The following is a 24,348-nucleotide window of genomic DNA, read 5'->3' as shown; positions in this document are numbered from 1 at the left end:
AGCAGCGCCCTTCATCAGGCTTAACGCGATTAATCGCGCTCGTCGCGCCGGCCCGGCACCGCCGACCACATGCGGCGCACGTGTACGGTGATCTCTTCGCGGTCGTGATACAGCTGCTTGGCATGCACTTCGACGCTGACGCCGGCAGCGCCCAGCGCTTCGCGGATGCTCATCAGGTTCTGCGACACTTCCTCGTAGCGCTTTTTCATCGGCAGCTTGAGGTTAAAAATCGCTTCGCGGCACCAGCCTTTCACCAACCACTGGATCATCAGGCTGGTTACCTTCGCCGGCTTCTCCACCATGTCGCACACCAGCCAGTAGATCTTGCTGCTGTTCGGCTCGAACTTGAAGCCGTCGGCGCGGTGGTGCGTCACCTGGCCGGTTTCCATCAGGCTCGGCGCCATCGGGCCGTTATCCACCGAATGCACCATCATGCTGCGTTTCACCAGCTGATAGGTCCAGCCGCCCGGGCAGGCCCCCAGATCAACCGCGTGCATGCCGCTGGCCAGACGTTCGTCCCACTCGTCGGCGGGGATGAACACGTGGAACGCTTCTTCCAGCTTCAGCGTCGAACGGCTCGGCGCATCGGCCGGGAAGCGCAGACGCGGAATGCCCATGTAGAACGGCGAGTTGTTGTTGCTGTAGGAGTAACCGACATAGCAGCAGCCCGGCGCGATGAAGAACACGTGCACCACCGGGCGAGTGGGGTTCTCACGCGCCATCAGCACCTTCTGCTCGCGCATCGCGGCGCGCAGCGGCACCGTCAGCTTGCGGCAGAACTTCATCAGCTCTTTGCTTTCGTTGGTGTCCGGCACTTCCACCCGCAGCTCGCCGCCGCGATCAACCACGCCGATCAGCATGCCGACGATTGGCGATACCCGATCTTCCGGCGGCAGATCGCGCAGCAGCTCGCCCACCACGATCATCTGGCGGGCGAAAATCAGTTCGCGGAACGGAATTTCCCGCGCCAGGCGGTCGGCATCGTCCGGCTGATAGCATTCGAACAGCACGTAACCGCTGTGCTCTTTTACCCGCGCAAAACCGAAAATCTCCCGCTGGGCGGCTTTGTCGGTGATCTCCGCCGCACACTCTTTTTCAAAGCCGGGGCGGCAGTACAACGCAATCTTATTCATGGCGCTCGGCCTTTTTCCTCAGACGCAAAGCGCCAATCAACATCAATATCCAGCCGATCAGGAAGCACACGCCGCCAACCGGCGTGATGTATACCCAGACCTTCAGGTGCGACAGCGCCAGGCAATAGAGGCTGCCGCTGAACAACACGGTGCCGAACGCCAACAGCGCTCCGCTCCAGTAAAACCAAAGGCTCACGCGGCGCTGCATCGCGACCGCCAGCGCCAGGATGGCCAGGGTGTGGAACCCCTGATACTCCAGCCCGGTGCGGATCCAGGCCATTTCGTTGGCGCCGAGCGTGCCGCTTAATACATGCGCGCCGAATGCGCCCAACGCGACAAACACAAAGCCGCTGATAGCGGCGAAAACCAGCATGGAACGGCTGCTCATCGTGATTTATCCCATTTAAAATCACCGGCCGCGGCAAGGCGGCGGCCGGTCTTATTGTTCGTAGCGGAAGCGGAACTTCTCTTGTTCGCTGGCGGCGCGCGCCAGGATCCACTGCCGGAAGGCGGCTATTTTACCCAGTTCTGCCTGGCTGTCATGACATACCAGATAAAATGCGTTTTTACTGACCAGCACATCGTTGAACGGGCACACCAGGCGACCGGCTTCGATCTCGGTTTGCGCCATCACATTGTTCACCAGCGCCACGCCCTGGCCGTGCACCGCCGCCTGCACCACCATCGCGCTATGGCTGAAGATCGGCCCCTGCTGCACATTAATGTGCTGCAACCCCAGCTGGCGCGTATAGGCCAGCCAGTCGCGGCGTGAAACGTCATGCAGCAGCGTATGATAAGCCAGATCCTCTGCGGTTTTCAGCGGATGATCGCCGGTCAGCAGGCTCGGCGAACACACCGGCAGCAGATATTCCGCATACAGGCGCTCGGCGCGCAGCCCCGGCCAGTTGCCGCGGCCGTAGAAAATCGCCACGTCGACGTCGTCCGCCAGCTTGTCTTCTTCGCGATCCACCGCCTGGATGCGCACGTCGATCCCCGGATAAGCTGAGTTAAAGCCGGACAGGCGCGGCACCAGCCACTGAATGGCGAAGCTCGGCGGCAAACTGACGGTCAATGCCCCCTTGGCGCTACGCGCCTGCAGCTTGCGCGTCGCCTCGTTGATCGAAGAGAAGATCTCCTTGATATCGAGGTAGTAACTTTGCCCCTCTTCGGTCAGCAGCAGCGAGCGGTTACGCCGGCGAAACAGCTTCAGCCCGAGGAAGTCCTCCAGCGACTTGATCTGGTGGCTCACCGCGGCCTGGGTCACGAACAGCTCTTCCGCCGCCTTGGTGAAACTCAGGTGGCGAGCGGCCGCATCGAACACGCGCAGCGCATTGAGGGGAGGTAAGCGTTTAGACATTAAATTAGCTACTTTTGTGTAACATTAATCCGAATGATTCGGCGCCGAAAATCGGGCGGCTTTGTGTGGCAAGCCATCGGTAAACGCTAACGGCGTATTGCCATTAGTTTTTTTAATCCGAGCCATTATAATTTGTCCGTTGAGGATGCGCCAGCAAATACCTATAGTGGCGGCACTTCCCGGGCCGGAACGAAAAGGGAGTGGGTGTCGAGGACGCCGATGAACTTTTGGCTTGTGGTTGTGATGTTGTGTTTGCAAATTGTCCGGCGATTCCGGACATGGTAGCTAGGCTACTGTTTTTTCACTTCCTGTACATTTACCCTGTCTGTCCATAGTGATTTTATGCAGCACCGCAAAACTTGCGGTGCTTTTTTTTTGCCTGACGGTTACTGGTTGCTTTCAACCATCTCTTTCACATCGGCGCGGTTGATCTGCTGCTCGACGCCGTTGGCGTCTTTATAGCTGATCATGCCGGTATCGTTGTCCACTTTTGGCTTGCCGTCAGCGACAATGGTGCGTCCGTCATTGGTATGCATCACGTAGTTGCTGGAACAGGCGGCCAGGGTGAACGTAAGCATCAGGGCAGAGAGAACTGCGGCTGTTTTCTTCATTGAGGACTCCTTTTTAGTTTTAAATGCTGATAAATACCTTTTATGTGTATAGATGCGATTAATAAGCGCACATTTAATAGCATAACAAACTTTCCCAATTTTGCCAGGCGATAAGTCCTAATAGGCAGGATCGCTTGTCTCCGGCGGCAAAATAGGACAGGATCCCCCATCGACTCAAGCCAGTGACAATCAGGGTATGACGCCTTTTAACCCCAGCCTTTTTCGCCAACAGTTTCCCGCGCTCGCGCAGGACGGCATCTATCTGGACAGCGCCGCCACCGCGTTAAAACCGCAGGCGGTGATCGACGCCACGCAGCAATTTTATCGCGATGACGCCGCCACCGTGCACCGCAGCCAGCATCGGGCGGCGCAGGATCTGACCGCCCGCTTCGAGCAGGCGCGCGGCCAGGTGGCGCAGCTGATCAATGCGCCGTCGGCCGACGACATCGTCTGGACGCGCGGCACCACCGAAGCGATCAACCTGGTGGCGCAGAGCTATCTGCGTCCGCGTCTGCAGCCGGGCGATGAAATTCTGGTGAGCGAAGCGGAACACCACGCCAACCTGATCCCCTGGCTGATGGTGGCGGAACAAACCGGCGCGCGGGTGGTGAAACTGCCGATCGGCGCCGATCGGTTGCCGGATTTGACGCAGCTGCCCACCCTGCTCAACGACAAAACCCGCCTGTTGGCGCTGGGGCAAATGTCCAACGTCACCGGCGGCTGCCCGGATCTGGCGCCGGCGATCGCGATGGCGCATGCCGCCGGCGCACGCGTGATGATCGACGGCGCACAGGGCGTGGTTCACGGCCCGGCCGACGTACGGCTGCTCGACATCGACTTCTACGCCTTTTCCGGCCACAAGCTGTATGGCCCGACTGGCATCGGCGCGCTGTACGGCAAAGCCGAGCTGCTGGCGCAGATGGCACCCTGGCAAGGCGGCGGCAAGATGCTGACCCAGGCATCGTTCGACGGCTTTGCCCCGCAAAAGCCGCCGCATCGCTTCGAAGCCGGCACGCCAAATATCGCCGGCGTGCTGGGGTTGGCCGCGGCGCTCACCTGGCTCAGCGAGCAGGACATGGCGGCGGCGGAGCGCTACAGCCGCGAGCTGGCGGACCAGGCGGAACAGCGGTTGGCGCAGCTGCCGGGCTTTCGCAGCTTCCGCAGCTCCGGCTCCAGCCTGCTGGCGTTCGACATCGCCGGCGTGCACCACAGCGACATCGTCACCCTGCTGGCGGAGCAAGGCATTGCGCTGCGCGCCGGCCAACACTGCGCGCAGCCGCTGATGGCGGCGTTGGGCGTCAGCGGCACGCTGCGCGCGTCGTTCGCCCCCTACAATACGCAACAGGACGTCGATACGCTGGTCAGCGCGTTGACTCACGCCCTCGATCTGCTGGCCGACTGACTTGATTCCCGGAGACGCTATGCTCGCCCCCCATCCTTTTGGCCGAGAGGTCACCGCCGAGGCGTTGATCGCCACCTTCAGCACGCTGAAACAGTGGGAAGATCGCTACCGCCAGCTGATTATGCTCGCGAAACGGCTGCCGCCGCTGCCGGAGGCCTTGCGCAGTGAAGAAATGGCGTTGAGCGGGTGTGAAAACCGCGTCTGGTTGGGGCACCAGTTGCTGGAAGACGGCACGCTGCACTTCTATGGCGACAGCGAAGGCCGCATCGTGCGCGGCCTGCTGGCGGTGTTGCTGACCGAAGTGGAAGGGAAAACGCCGCAGCAGATCGCCGCATTGGATCCGCTGGCGCTGTTCGACCGGTTAGCGCTGCGCGCCCAGCTGAGCGCCACCCGCGCCGGCGGCCTGGCGGCGTTGGCCGCCGCCGTCAAGGCGATCGCCGCCCGTTACGCCTGACGCGCCGCCTTCGCCACCATCTTTTTCAGCGCGTGCGACACGGCGACGAAGCCGAAAGTAGCGGTGACCATGGTCGCCGCGCCGAACCCCGCGCTGCAATCCATTCTTTTCGGCCCTTCCGCCGTGCTGCGTGAAGCGCACACCGAACCGTCCGGCTGCGGGTAAACCAACGGCTCGCTGGAGAAGACGCAGTCGATGCCCAGCTTGCCCTTGCCGTTTTTCACCACGTTGAAATCGTGCTTCAGCCGCTCGCGCAGCTTGGCGGCCAGCGGATCCTGGATGGTTTTCGCCAGATCGGCCACTTCGATCTTGGTCGGGTCAATCTGCCCGCCGGCGCCGCCGGTGGTCACCACCGGGATCTTGAAGCGGCGGCAGTATGACAACAACGCCGCCTTCGGCCGCACGCTGTCGATCGCGTCGATGACGTAGCTGAAGTTATGGTCCAGCAGCTCGGCGACGTTGTCCGGGGTGATGAAATCGTCGATGCAGGTCACCCGGCATTCCGGGTTAATCGCCAGGATACGCTCCGCCATCACCTCGGTTTTCGATTGCCCGACGTGTTGGCGCAACGCGTGGATCTGGCGGTTGGTATTGGTGACGCAAACATCATCCATGTCGATCAGGGTGATGGCGCCGATGCCGGTGCGCGCCAGCGCCTCAGCCGCCCAGGAACCCACGCCGCCGATGCCGATCACGCAGACGTGCGCCTGCGCGAACACCGCCAGCGCCTGCTGGCCGTACAACCGCGCCGTGCCGCCGAAACGCTGCAGATAGGCTTCCGAATAAGCTGTGCTCATAACGCTTTAATTACCTTCGTAATGCAAATGATAAGGGCCGGAAAATCCGGCCCTTGCGGGTCACTCTTTTCACGCCGTATGCGTTTAGCGGGTGGCCAGCAACGAACCGCCGCCGTTTGACTGATTGGCGCTGAACAGCTGACCGCCGCCGTTGTTCTTCAGCACCCAGACGCGGCCGTAGTGGTTGTAGTACCCCGCCGAGTGGCCGGCTTCCGGCCCGATGCCCTGATACATGTCAAAATGCTGGCCCTTGATGGCGCCGCCCACGTCGAGCGCGACCATCAGACGCATCTCGTATTTTCCCGTGAATTTACCCTTGTTGTCCAGCAGCGGCACTTCGGCCAGCAGCGTGGTGCCCGCCGGGATCAGCGAACGATCGGAGGCCACCGAGGCTTTGGCGATCAGCGGCACCGCGCTGGCGCCTCTCACCGGCGCAAAAGCTTCCGGGCGGAAGAACACGAACGATGGGTTTTGCTCCAGCAGCTCACGCACCTCTGCGGCGCTGTGGGTATCCGCCCACTGACGGATCGCCTGCATCGACATGTCCGCCTTGGCCACTTCACCGCGATCGATCAGCACCTTGCCGATGCTGCGATAGGCGTGGCCGTTCTTGCCGCCGTAGCCGAAGAACACCAGCGGCTGGCCGTTGCCGTAGTCGACATAGCCGCTGCCCTGGACTTCCATCATGAAGTTGTCCATCAGCGAGTTGGTGTAAGCGATGATATAGCGATCGTCGAGCGCGCCGGAATAGATGCCCGCGCGATCCGGCAAGCGGCCCCTGCCCTTCGGCGGCATGCGGTACAGCGGATAGCGGAACTCGCCCTGTTGGGTATAGCGCGCCTGCACCACCGGCGTGTAGTAGCCGGTAAACTGCACGTTGCCGTAATTGTCGACGCCTTCCATCTGGTAAGCGCTGAGGCCGTACTGGCTCAGCATGCGCGTGTCAGCGCCGGACGCCATCCAATTTTGTACCGCCTGATAGGTGCCGTTGTTGCGGTTGAACAGCGAAGGCGACGCGTACTTGATCTCCATCAGCTGATCCGAATAATCCTTGGCGTTGACCGGCGAACCTTTGGCGTTGGGCTGATTGACCAGCTCCAGCGACTGATCCAGACGGCCGTCTTTATATTGCTGACCCCGATCGGTCGGCTTGGACGAACAGCCCGCCAACACCGCCACCATCAACCCGCCCAGCAGGTATTTGCCCCAACGTCCTTTCATCGCGCACACTCTCAAACTGATATGATCTACCGGCTGAACGATAACAAACGCTCATTGATAAAGGAATCGCTGCAAATAAAAAAAGCCGCACGGAGGATGGTGATGAAAAAGAAGGCAAATTGCGGGCAAATTCAGCAGAAAAACGGGTTTAGGCCAATAAAATGCAAAAAGGGTTTGCAACAAAACGCATGGAGAGTATAGTGCGCATCCATCGGACGCGGGGTGGAGCAGCCTGGTAGCTCGTCGGGCTCATAACCCGAAGGTCGTCGGTTCAAATCCGGCCCCCGCAACCAACCGATGCCGCAGCGGCGGTATTTTGCGTTTGGCTTCGATAACAAAGTATTACACGGACGCGGGGTGGAGCAGCCTGGTAGCTCGTCGGGCTCATAACCCGAAGGTCGTCGGTTCAAATCCGGCCCCCGCAACCAACCGAATGTCGTACCAGCGGCATAACATGCACGGTGGTTCGTAGTAATACAGCACCAAGACGGACGCGGGGTGGAGCAGCCTGGTAGCTCGTCGGGCTCATAACCCGAAGGTCGTCGGTTCAAATCCGGCCCCCGCAACCAACTCTTGATGACAACAGACAAGCACCCTGACGGGTGTTTTTTTGTATCTGCAATCCGCGAAACTAGCCGGACTCGCGCCCGGCCCTGCCTCTATCGGCTCGCCAGCGCGCCGCCGTTGGCGAAATAAGCCTTGATGCCCGCCAGAATCGACTCCGCCACCTGCTGCTGGAAATGGCTGGTGCGCAGCTTGCGCTCCTCTTCGATATTGCTGATAAACGCCGTCTCCACCAGGATCGACGGGATATCCGGCGCCTTTAACACCGCAAAACCGGCCTGATCGACGCGATTCTTGTGCAGCCGGTTGATTTTCCCCATCCGATTCAACACTTCCTTGCCGAACTTCAGGCTGTCGTTGATGGTCGCGGTCTGGATCAGATCGAACATGGTGTGGTCGAGATAACGGTCGCCGCTCTTGCTGACGCCGCCGATTTGGTCCGAGGCGTTCTGCGTCTGCGCCAGGAACTTGGCCGCCGAGCTGGTGGCGCCCTTGGTGGACAGCGCGAACACCGACGAACCGCGCGCGGCGCGGCTGGTGAAGGCGTCGGCGTGAATCGAAACGAACAGATCCGCGCGCTGCTTGCGCGCCTTGGCGACGCGCACCTTGAGCGGGATAAACACGTCTTCGTTGCGCGTCATGAATACTTTCATGTTCGGCTCGCGCTTGATCATGGCGCTCAGCTTGCGGGCAATCTGCAACACAATGTCTTTCTCGCGCGTCTTGTACTTGCCGATAGCGCCGGGATCTTCGCCGCCGTGGCCGGGATCCAGCATGATGACGATCGGCCGATCGCGCCCCGCCTTGCCGGCCTGCGGCGCTTCCGGCGGCAGCGTGCGCTCCAGATCGCCCTTGTTGTAATCTTCCAGTAACGCCAGCAGCGGATCATACTCCTCGCCGCCGCTGCTGCTGCCCTTGGTCGGATAGAGATCCATCACCAGGCGATTGCGATACTCCGGCACCGGAGCCAGCGTGAAAATATGCGGGCTGACGCTCTGCTTGAGCTCCAGCACCAGCCGCACGGTATTCTGATCGAACTGGCCGACGCGCGCCTGCTTGAGATACGGATCGTCGGCGCGCACCTGCCCGGCGATGCCTTTCAGCACGCTGTTGAGGTGGACGCCTTCGATATCCACCACCACGCGATCGGGATTGGTCAGGGCAAACTGCTTGTATTTCAGCTCGACGTTGGATTCCAGCGTGACGCGGGTATAGGTGGAGGATGGCCAGACGCGCACGGCGATCACGTGCGATGACGCGGCGAAGCCTGTGCGACTCACACTCAGCAACCAGCTGGCGGCAACGCCCTGTAATAAACGACGGCGGCCCAGATTGTGATTAGAGTTTGGCATGCGGCTCCGGCAGTAATAGCTGTTTACAACAGATGAAAAAAACATCAATAAAATGGGGATGCCGAAAACTTTAACCAATCATTCCAGCCCTGTCATCAGAAAATCTTTTTATGGTTTTTCAATTTATTAACGATTTAGCGCCCTTAGCGCACTCTTCATGATGATTTCTCGCTTGCCATCGGCGCCATAAAAGAATAAAAATACAAAAATACCGTATAAATATGCAAAAGAGGTTTGTCGTGAAGGAACGTAGTACAGAGCTGGTGCAAGGATTCCGTCACTCAGTCCCCTATATCAACGCCCACCGCGGCAAAACGTTTGTCATCATGCTCGGCGGGGAAGCCATCGAACACGAGAATTTCTCCAACATCGTCAATGATATCGGGCTGCTGCATAGTCTGGGCATTCGCCTGGTGGTGGTTTACGGCGCGCGGCCGCAGATCGACGCCAACCTGGCGCAGCATAACTTTGAGCCGATCTACCACAAGCACACGCGCGTAACCGACGCCCATACGCTGGAACTGGTCAAGCAAGCCGCCGGCTTGTTGCAGCTCGACATCACCGCCCGGCTGTCGATGAGCCTCAACAATACGCCGCTGCAGGGCGCGCATATCAACGTGGTCAGCGGCAACTTCATCATCGCGCAACCGCTGGGCATCGATGACGGTATCGACTACTGTCACAGCGGCCGCATTCGCCGCATCGATGAAGACGCGATCCACCGCCAGCTCGACAGCAACGCCATCGTGCTGATCGGCCCGGTCGCGGTTTCCGTTACCGGCGAGAGTTTCAACCTGACCTCGGAAGAAGTGGCCACCCAGCTGGCAATCAAGCTCAAAGCGGAAAAAATGATCGGCTTCTGCTCCTCGCAGGGCGTGACCGACGCGGAGGGTAACATCCTTTCCGAGCTGTTCCCCAACGACGCGCAAAAGCGCCTTGAAGAGCTGGAAGAAGGCGGCGATTACCATTCCGGCACCGTGCGCTTCCTGCGCGGCGCGGTGAAAGGCTGCCGCAGCGGCGTGCGCCGCAGCCACCTGATCAGCTATCAAGAGGACGGTGCGCTGGTGCAGGAACTGTTCTCGCGCGACGGCATCGGCACCCAAATCGTGATGGAGAGCGCCGAACAGGTGCGCCGAGCGACGATCAACGACATCGGCGGCATCCTGGAGCTGATTCGGCCACTCGAGCAGCAGGGTATTCTGGTGCGCCGTTCGCGTGAACAGCTGGAGATGGAAATCGACAAGTTCACCATTATCGAACGCGACAACCTGACCATCGCCTGCGCGGCGCTGTACCCGTTCTTGGAGGAAAAAATCGGTGAGATGGCCTGTGTCGCGGTGCATCCCGATTACCGCAGCTCATCACGCGGCGAGATGCTGCTGCAGCGGGTAGAAAATCAGGCCCGGCAGATGGGGCTGAAGAAGCTGTTCGTGCTGACCACACGCAGCATCCACTGGTTCCAGGAGCGTGGCTTTACCCCGGCGGAGGTCGACGTGCTGCCGATGCAGAAACAGGCGTTGTACAACTACCAGCGCCGCTCCAAAATTCTGCTGGCGGATCTGTAATCCCTGCGGGCGCGGCCGTTGCCGCGCCCCTCAGCGCTTATTCCGTCGCCTGCAGCCGTTCAGCCAATCCGCTGCGGCGCTGGGTCGGCGTGCGAATGGCCCGTAGCAGCACCGCCTCCGTAGCGTACAGCGAAAGCAGCTTACGCGCGCGAGTGATCGCGGTATAGACCAGCTCACGCGTCAGCACCGGCAGAAAGTGATTTGGCAACACCAGCACCGTATGGTCAAACTCCGATCCCTGAGATTTGTGCACCGTCATCGCATAAGCGGTTTCATGCGCCGGCAAACGGCTTGGCTGTACCGACTTGATGCTGCCGTCGGGCAGTTGGAAATGCACGCGCAGATCGCCGTGCTCATCCGGCAGCGTAATGCCGATATCCCCATTGAACAGCCCCAGCGCGCTGTCGTTGCGGCCGATCATCACCGGCCGCCCCCGGTACCAGCGGCCAAGCACGCCCGGCTTGCGGTCAATTAAACCGGCGCGCTGCAGCCCGAGCTCAATGCGCTCGTTCAGGCCGGCGACGCCGAACGGCCCTTCACGCAGCGCGCACAGCACCTGGAAACGGCCAAAGGCCGTCAGCACCGTCGCCGCGTCCGCCCCTTCTGCGGTCAGCCGCAAATAGTCGCGGTAGCCCGCCACGCAGGCATCCAACAGCGCCTGATACTCTTCGCTCGTCGCCAGCGCATAGCCCGCAACATCACCGAAACTGCCGTTTAATGCCGCCAGCGCGCGATCCCCCGCTCCGGCGTTGACCGCCAACGCCAGCTGACCGATGCCGGAACGGGCGTCGAAGCGATAGCTCTTGCGCAGCAGGCACAGGCTGTCGCGCACCGCCGCTTCCGCGTCGGCCTGCTGCCCCGTGAGCGAACAACCGGTCAGGCGGCTCAGCTCAGCGGCGCGCGCATCGCTGTATCCCTGCTCGGCAAAACGGCAAATATCGCCCAGCACCGCGCCGGCCTCCACCGAAGCCAGCTGATCGCGGTCGCCGAGGAAAATCACCCGCGCCCGATCGGGCAGCGCGGCAATCAGGCGCGCCATCATCGGCAGATCGACCATCGAGGCCTCATCCACCACCAGCACATCCAAATGCAGCCGGTTGCCACGGTGATAACGCATGCGCTGACTGTTCGGTTGCGCCCCCAACAGACGGTGCAACGTCGCCGCCTCCGTCGGGAACAGCGCCTGCTGCGCCGGGGTCAACGCCAGCTGGCGGCTGGCGCTGCCAAGCGACTCCGTCAGGCGCGCCGCCGCCTTACCGGTCGGCGCCGCCAGCTGAATGCGCAAGCGCGCGCTTTCATCCAGCTGCACCAGCGCCGCCAACAGTTTGGCGACGGTGGTGGTTTTACCGGTGCCCGGCCCGCCGGAAATGACCGCAATGCGCCGCGTGGCGGCCACCGCGGCGGCGATTTTCTGCCAGTCGGGCTCGTCGCTCGCGGCGCCGAACAAGCTGTCGAGAATGGTGCGCAGCTCAGCCTCCGGCACCGCCAGCGACTCGCCTTCGCCGCCGATAAACGCCGCCACTTCGCCTTCGTTTTGCCACATGCGCTGCAGATACAGGCGCGGCCCGCGCAGCACCAGCGGCGTAGCGCCGCTGCCGTCCCCAACCGCCGCGCTGGCCGCCAAACGCTGCTGCCAACGCGCGCTATCCGGCCGCCCGGCCGCCTCCCACACCGCCAGCGCCAACGCCGGCTGGCGCCCTTCAAACAGCGTGTCCGCCTGCAGCTGCTCCAGCATCAGGCAGACGTGACCGGCCCCCGCCTCTGCGCTCAGGCAGGCGGCTGCCAGCAAAATATCGGGCTCGTCTTCGCTCGCCACCACGCGGGCGAACTGCACGTCCAGCGGGCGCAGCACGCCAAGCGCCACCGCCTGCTCCAGCAGTGCGATCATGATCCTTCCTCCGTCGCCGCAGCTTCGCCGCTGAACAAGCGATCCATCCCCTCCACCAGCTCAAGCTCGGGGAGACAGGTGAAAATGCCGTTGCCCGGGTGCGCCGCATCCACGCCGCGCAGGAACAGATAAATCACCCCGCCAAAATGGCGCCGGTAATCGTAATCCGGCAACCGATGACGCAGATAACGATGCAGCGCCAGCGTATACAGCTGGTATTGCAGATCGTAACGATGCTCCGCCATCGCCTGCTCCATGGCCGGCCGGGTATAGGCGCTACTGTCTTCCCCCAGCCAGTTGGACTTGTAGTCCAGCAGGTAGTATTTGCCCTGCCAGCAGAACACCAGGTCGATAAAGCCTTTCAGCATGCCCTGTACCTGATGAAAATCCAGCGCCGGGCAGCGGGCGGAAAGCGGATCGTAACGCTTCACCAGGGCATCGAGCGCCTTCGCCTGCAACAACCGGTTAATCGGCAAATAGAACTGCAGCTCGGCCTGCTTGTGCTGCGGCGTCAGCGCCGCCAGCGTCACGCCGCTGGGGGCGAGCGGCGTGTTGAGCAATACCTGCATCCACGCCAGCAAAATCGGCTGCCAGTGCTCGGCAAATCCTTGCTGTTGCAGCTGTGCCAGCAGCCACTGTTCGTCCAGCGGCTGGGTGAAATCCAGCGTTTCAAACAGGCTGTGCAGGAAGGTGCCGGGCGTTGCGCCGCGCGGGAAGGTATGCGGTGTGAGCGCTGGCTCACTCTCTTCACCCCGCTCGCCCACGGCGTCGACATCCAGACGCGGCAGCAGATCCTGCATCAGGCTCGCGCCGTGCTGTTGCAAACCGGTATAGCTGGTCACCCGCCAAAAATCCTGGATCCGTCGGGTAAAGCTTTTCGCCGCCAGCGTAGCGGCCAGCGATGCCTGGGGCTGCCAGGGCGCCTCGTCCGGCGGTTCCACCAGCGACAGCGCGATGCCGCCGCCCGCCAATTGCTGCAGTCGCTCCTGCAGATACGCGGCGTCGCCGGCCTGCCCGCCCTGCACCAGATAACCCAATGCGCTGCGGTGCAGATCGGTATCGCCCTGTTTCTTGCGCGTGCCCTGGAACAGCGGCGCGATGCCGATGCTGCAGTGGTACACCGAGCGGGTCAGCGCCACATACAGCAGGCGCAGGTCTTCCGCCAACCGCTCTTCCTCCGCCCAAGCCTGGCTCTCTTCATTGGCGTCGAGATCCAGCAACGCCTGGAAACTGTGGCGATCGTGATACAGCGCCTGCTGCTGCTGGCGGAAATTGCCGACGAACGGCAGCCACACCAGATCGAACTCCAGCCCCTTGGATTTATGAATCGTGATCACCTGCACCAGATGCCGGTCGCTCTCCAGCCGCAGTTGCTGATTATCGGACTGGCGATTAGGCTGGGCGATCTGCTGTGCCAGCCAGCGCACCAGCGCATGTTCGCTGTCGAGCTGCGCCGCCGCCTCTTGCAACAGCTCCCCCAGATGCAGCACGTCGGTCAAGCGACGCTCGCCGCCAGTGCTGGCCAGCAGGTTCTCCGCCAGTTGGCGCGCTTTCATCACCTCGCTCAGCATCGGCAACACGCCGCGGCGCAGCCAGAGCGTGCGGTAATTGTCGAACTCGTTAACCAGCTCGTCCCAGGCGCGTTCATCGCGGCTCAGGCCGTCCAGCGTCGGCGCGTCCAGCCCCATCAGCCCGGTGGCCATGGCGCTGCGCAGCGTGCGCTCCTGTTCCGGCGCCAACACCGCCTGCAACAGCCACAGCAGGTCTTTGGCCTCCGGGGTGTCGAACACGCTGTCGCGGTTGGACAGGTAGACCGACGGAATAGAAAGCGCACTCAGCGCATCGCGCACCAACGCCGCCTCATTGCGGCTGCGCACCAGCACCGTGATATCGGAGGCTTGTACCGGCCTTGGCTCCTTGCCGCCCTGCAGCCACGCCTGGCCCTGCTGCCCGGCGCTGAGCCAGTCCCGAATTTGCGTGGCGCACAGGCGCGCCATCAGCTGTTGGTAATCACTTACACCGGCGCCTTCCCCCTGCTGCAGCCAGAACTGCATCGCCGGTTGCGGCTTGCCGTGCAGGTCAAACGCCAGCCCTTGGTTCTTTTCCGCCGCGCTGACCTCGATAAAGGGGATTTGGCCGAACAGGAAAGGTTTTTCTACCTGAGAAAACAGGTGATTAACGCTGGCGACCATCGACGGCGACGAGCGCCAGTTGGTCTCCAGCGTATAGTGGGCGCTCACCTCTGAGCGCGCCCGCATGTAGGTAAAGATATCGGCACCGCGGAAGGCGTAAATCGCCTGCTTGGGATCGCCGATCAGCAGCAGGCCGCAATCGGGCCGGCCGACGTAAAGCTTTTGGAAAATGCGATATTGCTGCGGATCGGTATCCTGGAATTCATCGATCATCGCCACCGGGTAGCGCTGACGGATCGCCTGCGCCAGCTGTTCACCACCGCCGCTTTGCAGGGCGCCGTCCAAACGGCTAAGCAGGTCGTCAAACCCCAGCTCGGCGCGCTGGCGCTTTTCCTGCTGAATGGAAGTACGGATCTCGCTGAGCGCACGCGCCATGATCAGGTCGCGCAGCGTCAACGGTTCATCGAACAGCTCGTCGATCGCCGTAAACAGCGCATGCCGCGGCGGCTCGCCTTTCTTGGTCTTCTCCAGCAGCACCGACTGGCGAAATTTATCCAGTTCCTTCGGCAGCTGGTAGTCCTGAGTCTCCTGCCCGCTCCATTCGCCGACCTTGTTCAGCCAGTTCGGCAGGTGCTTGCTGCTGTAACTGCGCTTATCGACGCCTGACTGAGCGATCAGCGCCTCCAGATCGCCCGCCGCCGCCCGCCATTGCGCCTTGATGGCGTCGATGCGCGCGACGATCTGCTCGTGGCGCATCAGGACGGTTTCTTCATCCTTCGGCGGCCGACGCAGCGCCGGCGCCTCACCGTGCAGATAGCCGGAAAGATCGGCCAGCAACGCTTCCGGGCCACTCCACTCCTGGCTGACCGCACGCGCCACGCCCAGCGGCAACGGATAGCAGTGGCGACGCCAGAAATCGGCACAGGCCTGCCGCCGCAGCGGCAACTCGTCCTGCACCAGCGTTTGTTCAAACAGCATGCCGGATTCGAAGGCGTTGTGCGTCAGCATTCGTTGGCAAAAGCCGTGAATGGTGTAAATCGCCGCTTCGTCCATTTGCCGCTCCGCCGCCAGCAGCTGCGAGGCGGCGTCGGTCAAGTCGTCAATTTCAGCCATCAGCGCCGAAAACAGCGGGTTGGCGCTGACGCCCCGCACGCAGGCGATGCGCAGCCCGTGGATATTGTCGCGGATACGCCCACGCAGCTCCTCGGTGGCGGCCTCGGTAAAGGTCACCACCAGGATTTCTTCGACCGTCAGCGGCCGGGGAAACGCCGCTTCACCGCCCAGCCCCAGCAGCAAACGCAGGTACAGCGCGCCGATGGTAAAGGTTTTGCCGGTGCCCGCCGACGCCTCGATCAGGCGTTCGCCGAACAGCGGCAGCGTCAGCGGCTCCAGCCTCTGCGGGGCAGTTTCCGTCATGGCGTCGCCACTTTGCGCGGCAGGATCTGCTGCAATGCAGACGCGTTCGGATAGGTGACCCAGCCCTTAGGCGCCGCGTAATCCGCCTTGTCTTGCCCGCTGCCGCTCACCTGCGACAGCACAGCCAGCCCCTGTGGCTGGATCACCGCCTGGTGGAAATAATTCGCCAGTTTGGCCGGCGTCAGCTGTTGCACCTGCGCGATCAGCTTCTGACGGGTATCAAAGGCGAAATTGCCGCGATCGAAATCGTTGGCGAACCGGCTGGCCTCTTCGCTCAGGGTTTGCGGCCGCTGCTTCAGCTCATTGATCAGCGCCTGTTTGTACTGCTCAAAGTCCGCTTCGCTCATGTCGCGCAAGCGTTTCTCGGTTTTCGGGTAGAAATCCTGATAGCGCTGGTACAGGTATGCCGGCTGTTTGCTGTTGCTCTGCAACAGGAAGCCCACGCCCCATTGGCGCCCCACCGACATTGGGAAGGCGAAGACCGCATACCCCAATTGCTCCTGAGTGCGCAGCTGGCTATAGAACCACGGCTGAATAATCTGCCCCAGCAAGGAGCTGTAGGCCATGCCGGCCACTTCGTCGTAGCCGGTCGGCACATAGACCGCCGCCAGCGCCGAATCGGTGCTGCTGCCCACCTGTTGCAGATTGGCCAGATGATTTTTGTCCACCACCACGTCTTCGCCGTGCCACCATTCGATGCCGGTACAGCCCAGGCGATGTTTCAGCGTCGACGCCAGCGTGTCGACCTGCTGCTTGCTCATGTTGCCCACCACCAGCAGCTCCGGCGTAGCCTCGGCCAGCAGGCTGTCGCGATAGGCCAGCACGTCTTTCAGCGTCAGCGTCTTCAGCACTTCGCGGCGTTCGCTGCGTTCGGAATACGGCACGCGGGAAACCATCTGCACCGGCTGAATGGCCAATTCAAACGCCTTGCCCTTCTCGGCGGCGTCCAACTGCTCCAGATACCAGGACTTGGCCTGCGCCAGCTGATCTTCCGTCGGCGTGAAGCTGGAATAGCCTTCGATCAGCGCCGTCAGCAACTGCGGCAGGCGCTGGGTAAAGCCGTTGGCATTAAACATCAGGCCGTTGTTCGGCGAGGTCGAGAAGCTCAGCCCGCCAACCGATGCCTGATAGCTCAGCTGATCCAGCGCGAGGCCGGCCAGATAATCCGTCAGCGAGAACAGCACCTGGTTGCGCGCGGAATCCATGGTCTTGGCGTTGCGGAAAGCGACAGTGACGTCGGCCTTCGGCTCATCGGCGAAGTAACGGCTCGGCATGTACAGCACGCGCAAACCGGGGTTATCCACCACCATTTCCGGCTTTTTGAACTCGTGCGACGGCTTGGTCAGGGTAAAGTCATCCGGGATGTACGGATTGAGCGTCGGTAACGACAGGGAAATCCCACTCCCTAACTGCTGCCACTGCGTAAAGCGCTGCGGCGTGATTTTGTCGACCTGGTAAGGCGCATTGACGAAATAGGCTGTCTTGTTGTGCGGCTCATCCGGGCTGACGAACCAGATGCGGGCGTTTTGCGGCGTCATGCCGTCCAGGCGTTCGGCGATCGCCTTAGGATCATAGCGATCGGCCAGGTAAGGCGCGTCCAGCGCATGTTCAACCGGCACGCGCAGCATGGTGTCCACCAGCCATTCGATGTAGTCCATGTCGCGCGTGATCGACGGATAACGGAAATCCAGATTCAGAACATGCGAGATTTCGTCGAAGTAGCTCTGCTTGATGCCTTCGCTGCGCAGCATTTTCAGGTAGTTGAAAATGGCGGCGACGACCTCGTCGCGCTTGGCCAGGCCTTTGTCGGTCAGTGAAACGCTGATGGCGAAGACGCCGCCGTTGCGATCCACCATCGGATCGGCGCCGGCATTGATGGCGTCCGCCAGCCCCTGCTTCTGCAACCAGTCAGACAGGGTGTTCTTGCTGCGGTTGCCGATCAGGTAGCTGATGTAGGTATCGGTTTTGCTGCGAAACGCGGCGCTGTTGTTATCGATGCGGAACTCGACCTTCAGCTGCTTGCGCGGCTGTGCCGGCACATAGTGAATGATGATGCCCTGCTGTTCCGGCGTCACCGCCGGCACGGTGATCGGCGGCACGCTGGCGTCGTGATTCGGCACGCGGCCAAAGGTTTTCGCCGCAATATCAGCCAGCTGCGGCAGCGGCTGATTGCCGTACAAAACGCCCATCATCAAATTGGCGGAATAGTAGCGCTTATAGAAGCCGGTCAGTTCATCGTGCAGCTTGCTGTCCGGCTTGTCTTTCAGCGTATCGAGATTGCCACCGGAGAAGCGCGCGCTCGGGTGCGCCGGGTTAAGGGTTTCCGCGCCCACCTGCGCCATACGCATACCGTCGCGCGAACGCGCCATCGTCAACTCGGCGTTAACCGCGTTGCGCTCACGATCGGCATTGCCCGGATCCAGCAGCGGCTCGGCAATGGCGTCGGCCATGCGATCGACCGCCGGCTCCAGCGCGTCATTTTCCACTTCCAGATAGAAGGCGGTGCGATAAGAAGCCGTGCTGGCGTTGTGGCTGCCGCCATGCTTTTTCAGGAATTCGGACAGGTTTTCCGGCTCTGGATAGCGCTTGGAGCCCATCAGCACCATATGTTCCAGATAGTGCGCCAAACCCAGTTGGCTGTTCGGATCTTCAAGCGAGCCGACCGGCAATGCCAGCGCCGCCAGCGATTTCGGCGCCTGGGCATCGGACACCAGCAACACCGTCATGCCGTTAGTCAATTTGATCGCCTCATACTGACGCGGATCGTGTTCGCTTTTGTTGATCTTCTCCGCCAGCGGTTGCCATCCTTGCGCGGCCCAACTCAACGGCGCCCAACACATAGCCAATAATACCAGCCCGGTGATACGGGCCAACTGTCTGCGCATATCCAAAATAAACCCCTATTCTGACGTCGCTGCGCCCACTCCCTGACGGTGGCGACGTTCATCAAAACCACATAACCAAATCTGTACTCACCGTGTTCTTCGCCAATATGGCGACCCGAACTCGGCGGGTATATGCCTGTACGTTATGTAAGACCGGGAATGACCCCAATGGTTGAATATAACCTTCGTTATTTTTACCACCTACCGCCGCACAGCACCACCGGGGGATTGTTACCCCAGGTTATGCCGCGCCACCGGCAGCAGATAACGCTCTGTTTCGGCCAGTATTTGCGCTAAGTATTCATTATCCAATTGGCGAAACACTCGCTGCACGTAGGGATCCTCCCCTTCTCCGGGAATGCGCTGATCGCCCTGCCAGGCCTGCAGCAATTTGGCGCGCGCCTTGATTTGCGCGTCTTCCTCCCAGTCGATTTGCTGCGTTTCCGGCAGATAGCACTGACTCAGCCACGCCCAGCCGCTCTTGTTCAGCAACAGCAGCGGCTGACTCAGACCGCGCTGATAGCCCGTCAGCAGTTCCGCCAGCTGCGCCTGTGCCTCTTCAGGCGCCAGCGCGGCAAAGCGCCAGGCGGAGTTCTTGCGGCCATACATGCGGCTCTCGCCGGTGCCGCCGGCGCAGCAGTACACCAGGTGCTCCAGCCACAGCAATATGCCATCCACCGCCGACAGCGTCGCGGGCCGCCAGCGCAACAGGCCGTCATCCTGCACCTGATGCAGCCAGCCGCTGAGGCGCACGCCGGCGATATCGATATCCAACTCCAGGTTATGGCTCTCTGCGCGTTCCGCACGCACCTGCTCGGCCAGTTCGCTCATCTCTTCCTGCTGCTTTTGCCAATAAATTTCGCCGAAGGCGCCATAGGGCAAGCCGCCGGCGGCGCGCACCCGCTGGAACAGCCGTTCGGGATCGTCACCGTCGATCAGCGTATTCAGCAGCTGGCTGTTGAACTGGTAGCGGCTGAGGTTATCCAGCGTGAAGGGCTCTTCGTCCGGCAGCTCGGTCTCTTCCAGGATAAAACTGACGCCCAGCCGCAGTTGGAAAAACGCGCGAATCGGATGGCGGTAAAACCGCAGCAGTTCCTCCAGCGATATTTGCTGCAGCGCTTCGGCGGGCAGCGGCTGGTTGAACGCCGGATGCGCCGCACCGCGCCCATCGGCGGCAGGCAGCCACTCGGCGGCATAGCTTTGCTCCTCCGAGCCCGGCAAGAAGTTCTCGGCGGCGAACGGCATGCGCGCGTGCCACTTCAGCAAGTGCTCACCAACCCGCCGGGCGCTGTCGTCTGCGCTAAGCTCTTCATCTCCCGGCAGGCAATAGCTTTGTTCCAGGTACTCCAGCAGCTCGGTGACCAGTACCGAAGGGTAGCGCGGGCTGTTGTCCTGAATGGAACGGCCGATGAAACTGATATACAGCCGCTGCTGAGCGGACAAAATCGCTTCCAGGAACAGATAACGGTCGTCATCGCGTCGGCTGCGGTCGCCGCGTTTGACCTGCTGCGCCATCAGATCGAAACCCAGCGGCGGCAGCGTGCGCGGATACACGCCGTCATTCATGCCCAGCAGGCACACCACCTTGAACGGAATGGAACGCATCGGCATCAGCGTACAGAAGTTGATTTGCCCGGCGAGGAAGCGCTGGCTGATGCGCTCCTGATCGAGACGCGCCGCCAGATCGTCCCGCAGAATGGTCAACGGCACCTCATCGGGATAGCGCGCCGCCAGGCCAAAATTAATGGCCTGCTGCCACTGCTGTTCGATCAGCGCCAGCACCACCTCGGTGTCGCTGTCCGCAGCGAAGAAAGCATCCAGCAGTTGCCGGCAGAGCGGCAGCCACGCCTCGAGCGGGCGCGCTTCGCTCAAGATTTGCCGCCAGTGGCTGAGCTGCGCCAGCAGGTCTGCCAGCTGCCCCGCCAGTTCGGCGACCAATCCGCTCGATTCGTCGTAAGGCAAAATGCCCTGCCAATCGCCGGCATTGCTGTCCATCGCGTAGCCAAGCAACATGCGCGTGATGCCAAAGCGCCAGGTATGTTGGCCGGTAGCGGGCAGATCCAGTTCGCGCACGTTATCGTCGTCCAGGCCCCAGCGCACGCCGGATTCACCGACCCAATGGCGCAGCAGGCGCAGCCCCTCTTCGCCAATGGCGAAACGGGCGGCCAGGGCCGGCACCTCAAGCAGCGCCAGCACCTGTTCCGAGGTAAAACGGCTTTGCGGCAGATCGAGCAGTGAAATGAACGCCTGCAGCGCAGGATGCGCCTGGCGCGCTTTACGGTCGGAAATGGCGAACGGCAGGTAGCGCTCGGCAGGGGCATTGCCGAACACCGCCTGAATGTAAGGCGTGTAGCTGTCGATATCCGCGACCATCACGATGATGTCGCGCGGCGTCAACGACGGATCCTGCGCCAGCATGGTCAGCAGTTGATCGTGCAGCACCTCCACTTCCCGCTGCGGGCTGTGGCAGGCATGCAGGCTGAGGGAGCGGTCGTTCTCATCCAACGGACGTTTGCTGAAGCTGCTTTCCAGCGTTTCCGCGGTAATACCGATCACCGCATGGTCTTCCAGCTCCAGCATGTCGCGCTGAACGGCGTGCAGCATGGTATCGGCCGGGATATCGACAAAGGCGTCAACCTCTTGCGCCCCTTCCATCTGCGACAGCAGATAGAGGTGATCGCGCCCCAGCTTGCCCCAAGAGGCCAGCAGCGGGTTGCTGAGCTGCTGCTGGCCTTCGGCGTCAAACAGGCGCGCCGCGTCATCCGGCTGGCGGAACAGCCCGTGCTCGCGTGCCTGATGGTAGTGACGGCGCTTGCGGCTCTGCAAGCGGGCCAAGAAAGCGTAATCCTGAATATCGCCCCAATAGTAGCGACAGGGGTTGGTGAACATCAGGTGGATATCTATATGCCGCCCCAGCGCCTGCAGCGCCTCCAGATAGACCGGCGGCAACGCCGAGATACCGCAGATAAACACCCGCGGCGGCAAACCGGGCGGGCAGGTTTTTGCCTGCTCCAGCGCGTGGATAAATCGGCTGTACAGATTGGCGCGGTGCCATTCCGGCTGCCCCAGCTCGCGCGTGTACTCCACCAGCCGCGCCCAGAGCGGCGCCTGCCATTGCTGAGCCTCCGCCAGGCCGTCGATGCGCTCACCGCGCTGCCAGCTCTCCAGCCACTGCGGGCGATAAACCAAATATTGGTCGAACAGGTCGGCGACCCGGCCGGCCAACTGGTGAATCTTGCGCTTGTCACCGTCATCGGTCAGATAGTGCTGCAGTGGCGCAAACGCCGGCTGAGTCAGCATCTCCGGCAGCAACCACATCAGCTTCCAGGTCATGGCGTCCTTGCTGAAGGCGCTCTCTTTCGGGATATCCGGCAACACCCGGGTGAACATGTCCCAAATAAAGGTCGCCGGCAGCGGAAACGCAATATTGGCGGCGATGCCGAACTGTTCCGCCAACTGCATCTGCAGCCATTGCGCCATACCGGGGCTCTGCACCAGCACCACTTCCGGTTGAAAAGGATCGGCCAACGGATCTCTGGCTATCAGCGCGCTGGTCAGCGTTTTCAACAAATCCAGCTGATTGGAATGATAAACCGTGAACATCAAGGCTCCTTTAAAACAAAAGACATACCGGCTTAAAAGCGGGTGCAATACCAGCGGCTCAGCGTCGCCCACTGCCGCTGCGGCGTTTGGACTCTAACCGTCAATCGGCGGCAATCACTCTCCGCATCGTCAAGCGCCGTCTCGCGTCGCCAACCTTCCGGCGGCGATTCGGCCTCGAGCCGCCCGGTGACGGCGAACGCTTCTAACTGCTGATGCGCCAGCGCCCAGGCTTGCCGGTAGTGCCACTGGCGCTGAAACGACTGCAACAGCACCTGATGATACTGTAACAAGCCAAGCAGCGACACCGAGAACAGCAAGGCCGCCACCAACACTTCCGGCAGGCTGAAGCCGTTGCGGGATAGCCGCCCTGCCCGAGCGTTAGCCGTCACAGTCGGTCAGCCTTTTCTCTGGACAAAAATCCAGCCGACCGCCCGGCTGAGCTTGCACCTTGCCAGCGGTCTCTGCGCCGTTAAAGGTGCCCCACTGATACAGCCAAAGCGGTTCACCGCCGCGCATCTCACCAAGGCCGCGTATCGTTACAACGCCCGCTCTGGCAGACAGCCGGGCGCAGGCCGTCAGTTCCGCGCGCTGCCTGCATAACCAGGCCGCCGCACTCAGCTCGGCGCGTGGCCAGCGCTGGCTCATGCCCCAACTCAGCGCCGAAGCGGCCTGATTATAAGCCTGAAGGTAACGCTGCTGATCGGCGGCCAGTAACAGCGCGTTATCCAACTGCCGATGCTGAGCGTTAAGCAACATCAGCCCCAGCGCCAACAGCAACATCACCGCCGCCAGAGTGCTACCGCCCCGCTGGGTTCGCCAATTCATGGCAGCGCCGCCATTTCGACGCTCGCACTCAGGCTGCGCCTGATACGCGTATCGCTGGCGGAGCGCCCCGCCAGCGTCAGGCGAGCCAAGGTCGCGCCGTGATCGCCCCGCTCGATCGCCACATGAAACCGCTCAATGCGCACTTCGTCATGATCGAGCAACCGCTCCCAGCCACCGCCATCGCATTGGCTCACGCCGCGCTGCCCTTCCAAGCCGCCATTGCGCAGCCGATAACCGAAATAGCCCGCATTCTCGCCCGAAGCGAGCCATTGCCCGCTGCGAGCGATGTCGTAGGCAACGATAACGCAGCTGCCCGCCGCTTCTCCCGATGCCTGATCGATCAGCAACGGACGGCCAGCGCACTGCCCGGCGCAAAAACCGGCGCGGCGCAGATCTTTCTCAATGCCGAACGCCAGTTGCCGCAGCGTTGACTCCAGCCGAAAGTGCTGGCTGACGACCACGCTTTGCTGGCGCAACAACGGATAGGTTTTCGCCGCGCCGAGCGCGATCACGCTGCCGAAGACCAACGCCAACATCACCTCCGGCAAGGTAAAACCGCGTTCTAAAGTCAACATAGCGCAATGCCCCTGACCCGCTGCCCTTCGCTGCACAAACGCAGCCGCCCACGGGCGGACAGCACCAGCCGCAGGCTGCCTGCGTCGTTGCTGAGAAGGATGTGCCCCGCCTGCGCAGTATTGCGCAAACCGTAAAACCCAATCTCTTTGCCGGTGTAGCCGCTCAAAGCGACGTCGCGATAAGACGGCGAGAAAACGGCGCCTTCGGCGGAAGCGCAATCCGTCGGCGGCACGCCACCGCCCAGACACCAGGGCGTGCCGTTCTTGAACCACAGCAGCGTCGCGCGGTTACGCCAGTTGGCGTCCGCCTGCAATCGCAGCAAAAACGCCAGCAGCTGCTGAGCCGTGTGTTCCAGCCGCAGCGCTTGCTGATGATAACGCCATTGCCCGACGCCCCAGCCGGTGAGCATGCCGGCGATCAATATCGCCGCCAACAGCTCAATCAGCGTCATGCCACGCTGGCGATCATCGATGTTCGAGAGAGTGTTGTCTTTCATGCCGCCAGTGTAAGGATCGCCACAACGCGGTAAAGCCGCATGCGTAATCGCTGCGGCAAGCTGCGCAATGT

Annotated in this window: 18 protein-coding genes and 3 tRNA genes; 6 read left to right on the top strand and 15 right to left on the bottom strand. The window is 61.7% G+C overall.

What is annotated here, in order from left to right; all coding sequences use genetic code 11:
* Positions 1-29: 29 nt before the first annotated feature.
* The 4 genes from rlmM to ABTW55_RS02790 form a co-directional block, all read right to left on the bottom strand.
* Positions 30-1,133 (bottom strand): 23S rRNA (cytidine(2498)-2'-O)-methyltransferase RlmM, encoded by a 1,104-nt coding sequence (gene rlmM / locus ABTW55_RS02805; RefSeq protein WP_033635748.1) that lies wholly within the window; start codon positions 1,131-1,133, stop codon positions 30-32.
* On the bottom strand, positions 1,126-1,521 hold the full coding sequence (locus ABTW55_RS02800; protein ID WP_004931896.1) for a DUF423 domain-containing protein: 396 nt from the start codon (positions 1,519-1,521) through the stop codon (positions 1,126-1,128). The genes rlmM and ABTW55_RS02800 overlap by 8 nt, the downstream gene beginning before the upstream one ends.
* 51 nt (positions 1,522-1,572) lie before the next feature.
* Positions 1,573-2,490, bottom strand: a complete 918-nt coding sequence (locus ABTW55_RS02795; protein WP_025304049.1) for a transcriptional regulator GcvA — start codon at positions 2,488-2,490, stop codon at positions 1,573-1,575.
* 386 nt (positions 2,491-2,876) lie between these two features.
* Complete coding sequence (locus ABTW55_RS02790; protein ID WP_025304050.1) at positions 2,877-3,101, bottom strand: YgdI/YgdR family lipoprotein; 225 nt, start codon at positions 3,099-3,101, stop codon at positions 2,877-2,879.
* Positions 3,102-3,297: 196 nt separating this feature from the next.
* Here ABTW55_RS02790 and csdA point away from each other — a divergent pair, with 196 nt between their 5' ends.
* Positions 3,298-4,503: a cysteine desulfurase CsdA gene (csdA, locus tag ABTW55_RS02785; protein ID WP_043147957.1), complete on the top strand. Its 1,206-nt coding sequence runs from the start codon at positions 3,298-3,300 to the stop codon at positions 4,501-4,503.
* A gap of 19 nt (positions 4,504-4,522) precedes the next feature.
* Positions 4,523-4,957 carry a cysteine desulfurase sulfur acceptor subunit CsdE gene (gene csdE, locus ABTW55_RS02780; RefSeq protein WP_033649797.1) on the top strand — a complete coding sequence of 145 codons (435 nt, stop codon included), beginning with the start codon at positions 4,523-4,525 and terminating at the stop codon, positions 4,955-4,957.
* On the opposite strand, the gene tcdA is transcribed toward csdE, so the two are convergent.
* Together tcdA and mltA are read right to left on the bottom strand one after the other, a co-directional pair.
* Positions 4,948-5,754, bottom strand: coding sequence for a tRNA cyclic N6-threonylcarbamoyladenosine(37) synthase TcdA (gene tcdA, locus ABTW55_RS02775; protein WP_004931886.1), 807 nt, complete (start codon positions 5,752-5,754; stop codon positions 4,948-4,950). The genes csdE and tcdA overlap by 10 nt on opposite strands.
* A gap of 84 nt (positions 5,755-5,838) precedes the next feature.
* Positions 5,839-6,975, bottom strand: coding sequence for a murein transglycosylase A (gene mltA, locus ABTW55_RS02770; RefSeq protein ID WP_033635751.1), 1,137 nt, complete (start codon positions 6,973-6,975; stop codon positions 5,839-5,841).
* A 216-nt stretch (positions 6,976-7,191) separates the two neighbouring features.
* Between mltA and ABTW55_RS02765 the strand changes: the two genes are divergently transcribed.
* The 3 genes from ABTW55_RS02765 (at position 7,192) to ABTW55_RS02755 (ending at position 7,544) form a co-directional block, all read left to right on the top strand.
* A tRNA-Met gene (locus tag ABTW55_RS02765) sits at positions 7,192-7,268 on the top strand.
* 58 nt (positions 7,269-7,326) lie between these two features.
* A tRNA-Met gene (locus ABTW55_RS02760) sits at positions 7,327-7,403 on the top strand.
* 64 nt (positions 7,404-7,467) lie between these two features.
* Positions 7,468-7,544: transfer RNA gene (locus ABTW55_RS02755), tRNA-Met, on the top strand.
* 90 nt (positions 7,545-7,634) lie between these two features.
* Here the strand turns inward: ABTW55_RS02755 and amiC are convergent.
* Positions 7,635-8,891: an N-acetylmuramoyl-L-alanine amidase AmiC gene (gene amiC / locus ABTW55_RS02750; RefSeq protein ID WP_033654113.1), complete on the bottom strand. Its 1,257-nt coding sequence runs from the start codon at positions 8,889-8,891 to the stop codon at positions 7,635-7,637.
* 221 nt (positions 8,892-9,112) lie between these two features.
* On the opposite strand from amiC, the gene argA reads away from it, so the two are divergent.
* A complete protein-coding gene (gene argA / locus ABTW55_RS02745; RefSeq protein ID WP_049232224.1) occupies positions 9,113-10,456 on the top strand; it encodes an amino-acid N-acetyltransferase in 1,344 nt (447 codons plus the stop codon).
* Positions 10,457-10,493: 37 nt separating this feature from the next.
* Here argA and recD read toward each other — a convergent pair whose 3' ends face one another.
* From recD to ABTW55_RS02705, 8 genes are all read right to left on the bottom strand, one after another.
* The gene (gene recD, locus ABTW55_RS02740) at positions 10,494-12,344 is read right to left on the bottom strand and encodes an exodeoxyribonuclease V subunit alpha (RefSeq protein ID WP_060425388.1); all 1,851 of its coding nucleotides are present in this window, start codon (positions 12,342-12,344) and stop codon (positions 10,494-10,496) included.
* Complete coding sequence (gene recB, locus ABTW55_RS02735) at positions 12,341-15,892, bottom strand: exodeoxyribonuclease V subunit beta (protein ID WP_060422195.1); 3,552 nt, start codon at positions 15,890-15,892, stop codon at positions 12,341-12,343. The genes recD and recB overlap by 4 nt, the downstream gene beginning before the upstream one ends.
* Entirely contained in the window at positions 15,889-18,777 is a 2,889-nt protein-coding gene (gene ptrA, locus ABTW55_RS02730) for a pitrilysin (RefSeq protein ID WP_060422368.1), read from the bottom strand. Before ptrA ends, recB begins: the two co-directional genes overlap by 4 nt.
* A 231-nt stretch (positions 18,778-19,008) precedes the next feature.
* A complete protein-coding gene (recC, locus tag ABTW55_RS02725; RefSeq protein WP_060422192.1) occupies positions 19,009-22,380 on the bottom strand; it encodes an exodeoxyribonuclease V subunit gamma in 3,372 nt (1,123 codons plus the stop codon).
* Positions 22,381-22,412: 32 nt separating this feature from the next.
* Positions 22,413-22,769, bottom strand: a complete 357-nt coding sequence (locus ABTW55_RS02720; RefSeq protein ID WP_033649504.1) for a prepilin-type N-terminal cleavage/methylation domain-containing protein — start codon at positions 22,767-22,769, stop codon at positions 22,413-22,415.
* A complete protein-coding gene (locus tag ABTW55_RS02715; RefSeq protein WP_033649503.1) occupies positions 22,759-23,205 on the bottom strand; it encodes a YgdB family protein in 447 nt (148 codons plus the stop codon). The genes ABTW55_RS02720 and ABTW55_RS02715 overlap by 11 nt, the downstream gene beginning before the upstream one ends.
* The gene (locus ABTW55_RS02710) at positions 23,202-23,780 is read right to left on the bottom strand and encodes a prepilin peptidase-dependent protein (RefSeq protein WP_060422189.1); all 579 of its coding nucleotides are present in this window, start codon (positions 23,778-23,780) and stop codon (positions 23,202-23,204) included. The genes ABTW55_RS02715 and ABTW55_RS02710 overlap by 4 nt, the downstream gene beginning before the upstream one ends.
* Complete coding sequence (locus ABTW55_RS02705) at positions 23,774-24,277, bottom strand: prepilin peptidase-dependent protein (RefSeq protein ID WP_039567375.1); 504 nt, start codon at positions 24,275-24,277, stop codon at positions 23,774-23,776. The genes ABTW55_RS02710 and ABTW55_RS02705 overlap by 7 nt, the downstream gene beginning before the upstream one ends.
* Positions 24,278-24,348: the final 71 nt, after the last annotated feature.

The sequence above is a fragment of the Serratia sp. SM04 genome (assembly GCF_040280225.1).
GTDB classification, from domain to species: domain Bacteria; phylum Pseudomonadota; class Gammaproteobacteria; order Enterobacterales; family Enterobacteriaceae; genus Serratia; species Serratia sarumanii.
Note: the sequence above shows the minus strand (reverse complement) of the source record. Positions and strands in the feature narration are given on the sequence as shown.

Bases quoted from the DNA above. Each gene is read 5' to 3' on its own strand.
- rlmM (WP_033635748.1), bottom strand. From the start codon at position 1,133: ATGAATAAGATTGCGTTGTACTGCCGCCCCGGCTTTGAAAAAGAGTGT.
- ABTW55_RS02800 (WP_004931896.1), bottom strand. From the start codon at position 1,521: ATGAGCAGCCGTTCCATGCTGGTTTTCGCCGCTATCAGCGGCTTTGTG.
- ABTW55_RS02795 (WP_025304049.1), bottom strand. From the start codon at position 2,490: ATGTCTAAACGCTTACCTCCCCTCAATGCGCTGCGCGTGTTCGATGCG.
- ABTW55_RS02790 (WP_025304050.1), bottom strand. From the start codon at position 3,101: ATGAAGAAAACAGCCGCAGTTCTCTCTGCCCTGATGCTTACGTTCACC.
- csdA (WP_043147957.1), top strand. From the start codon at position 3,298: ATGACGCCTTTTAACCCCAGCCTTTTTCGCCAACAGTTTCCCGCGCTC.
- csdE (WP_033649797.1), top strand. From the start codon at position 4,523: ATGCTCGCCCCCCATCCTTTTGGCCGAGAGGTCACCGCCGAGGCGTTG.
- tcdA (WP_004931886.1), bottom strand. From the start codon at position 5,754: ATGAGCACAGCTTATTCGGAAGCCTATCTGCAGCGTTTCGGCGGCACG.
- mltA (WP_033635751.1), bottom strand. From the start codon at position 6,975: ATGAAAGGACGTTGGGGCAAATACCTGCTGGGCGGGTTGATGGTGGCG.
- amiC (WP_033654113.1), bottom strand. From the start codon at position 8,891: ATGCCAAACTCTAATCACAATCTGGGCCGCCGTCGTTTATTACAGGGC.
- argA (WP_049232224.1), top strand. From the start codon at position 9,113: ATGCAAAAGAGGTTTGTCGTGAAGGAACGTAGTACAGAGCTGGTGCAA.
- recD (WP_060425388.1), bottom strand. From the start codon at position 12,344: ATGATCGCACTGCTGGAGCAGGCGGTGGCGCTTGGCGTGCTGCGCCCG.
- recB (WP_060422195.1), bottom strand. From the start codon at position 15,892: ATGACGGAAACTGCCCCGCAGAGGCTGGAGCCGCTGACGCTGCCGCTG.
- ptrA (WP_060422368.1), bottom strand. From the start codon at position 18,777: ATGCGCAGACAGTTGGCCCGTATCACCGGGCTGGTATTATTGGCTATG.
- recC (WP_060422192.1), bottom strand. From the start codon at position 22,380: ATGTTCACGGTTTATCATTCCAATCAGCTGGATTTGTTGAAAACGCTG.
- ABTW55_RS02715 (WP_033649503.1), bottom strand. From the start codon at position 23,205: ATGAATTGGCGAACCCAGCGGGGCGGTAGCACTCTGGCGGCGGTGATG.
- ABTW55_RS02710 (WP_060422189.1), bottom strand. From the start codon at position 23,780: ATGTTGACTTTAGAACGCGGTTTTACCTTGCCGGAGGTGATGTTGGCG.
- ABTW55_RS02705 (WP_039567375.1), bottom strand. From the start codon at position 24,277: ATGAAAGACAACACTCTCTCGAACATCGATGATCGCCAGCGTGGCATG.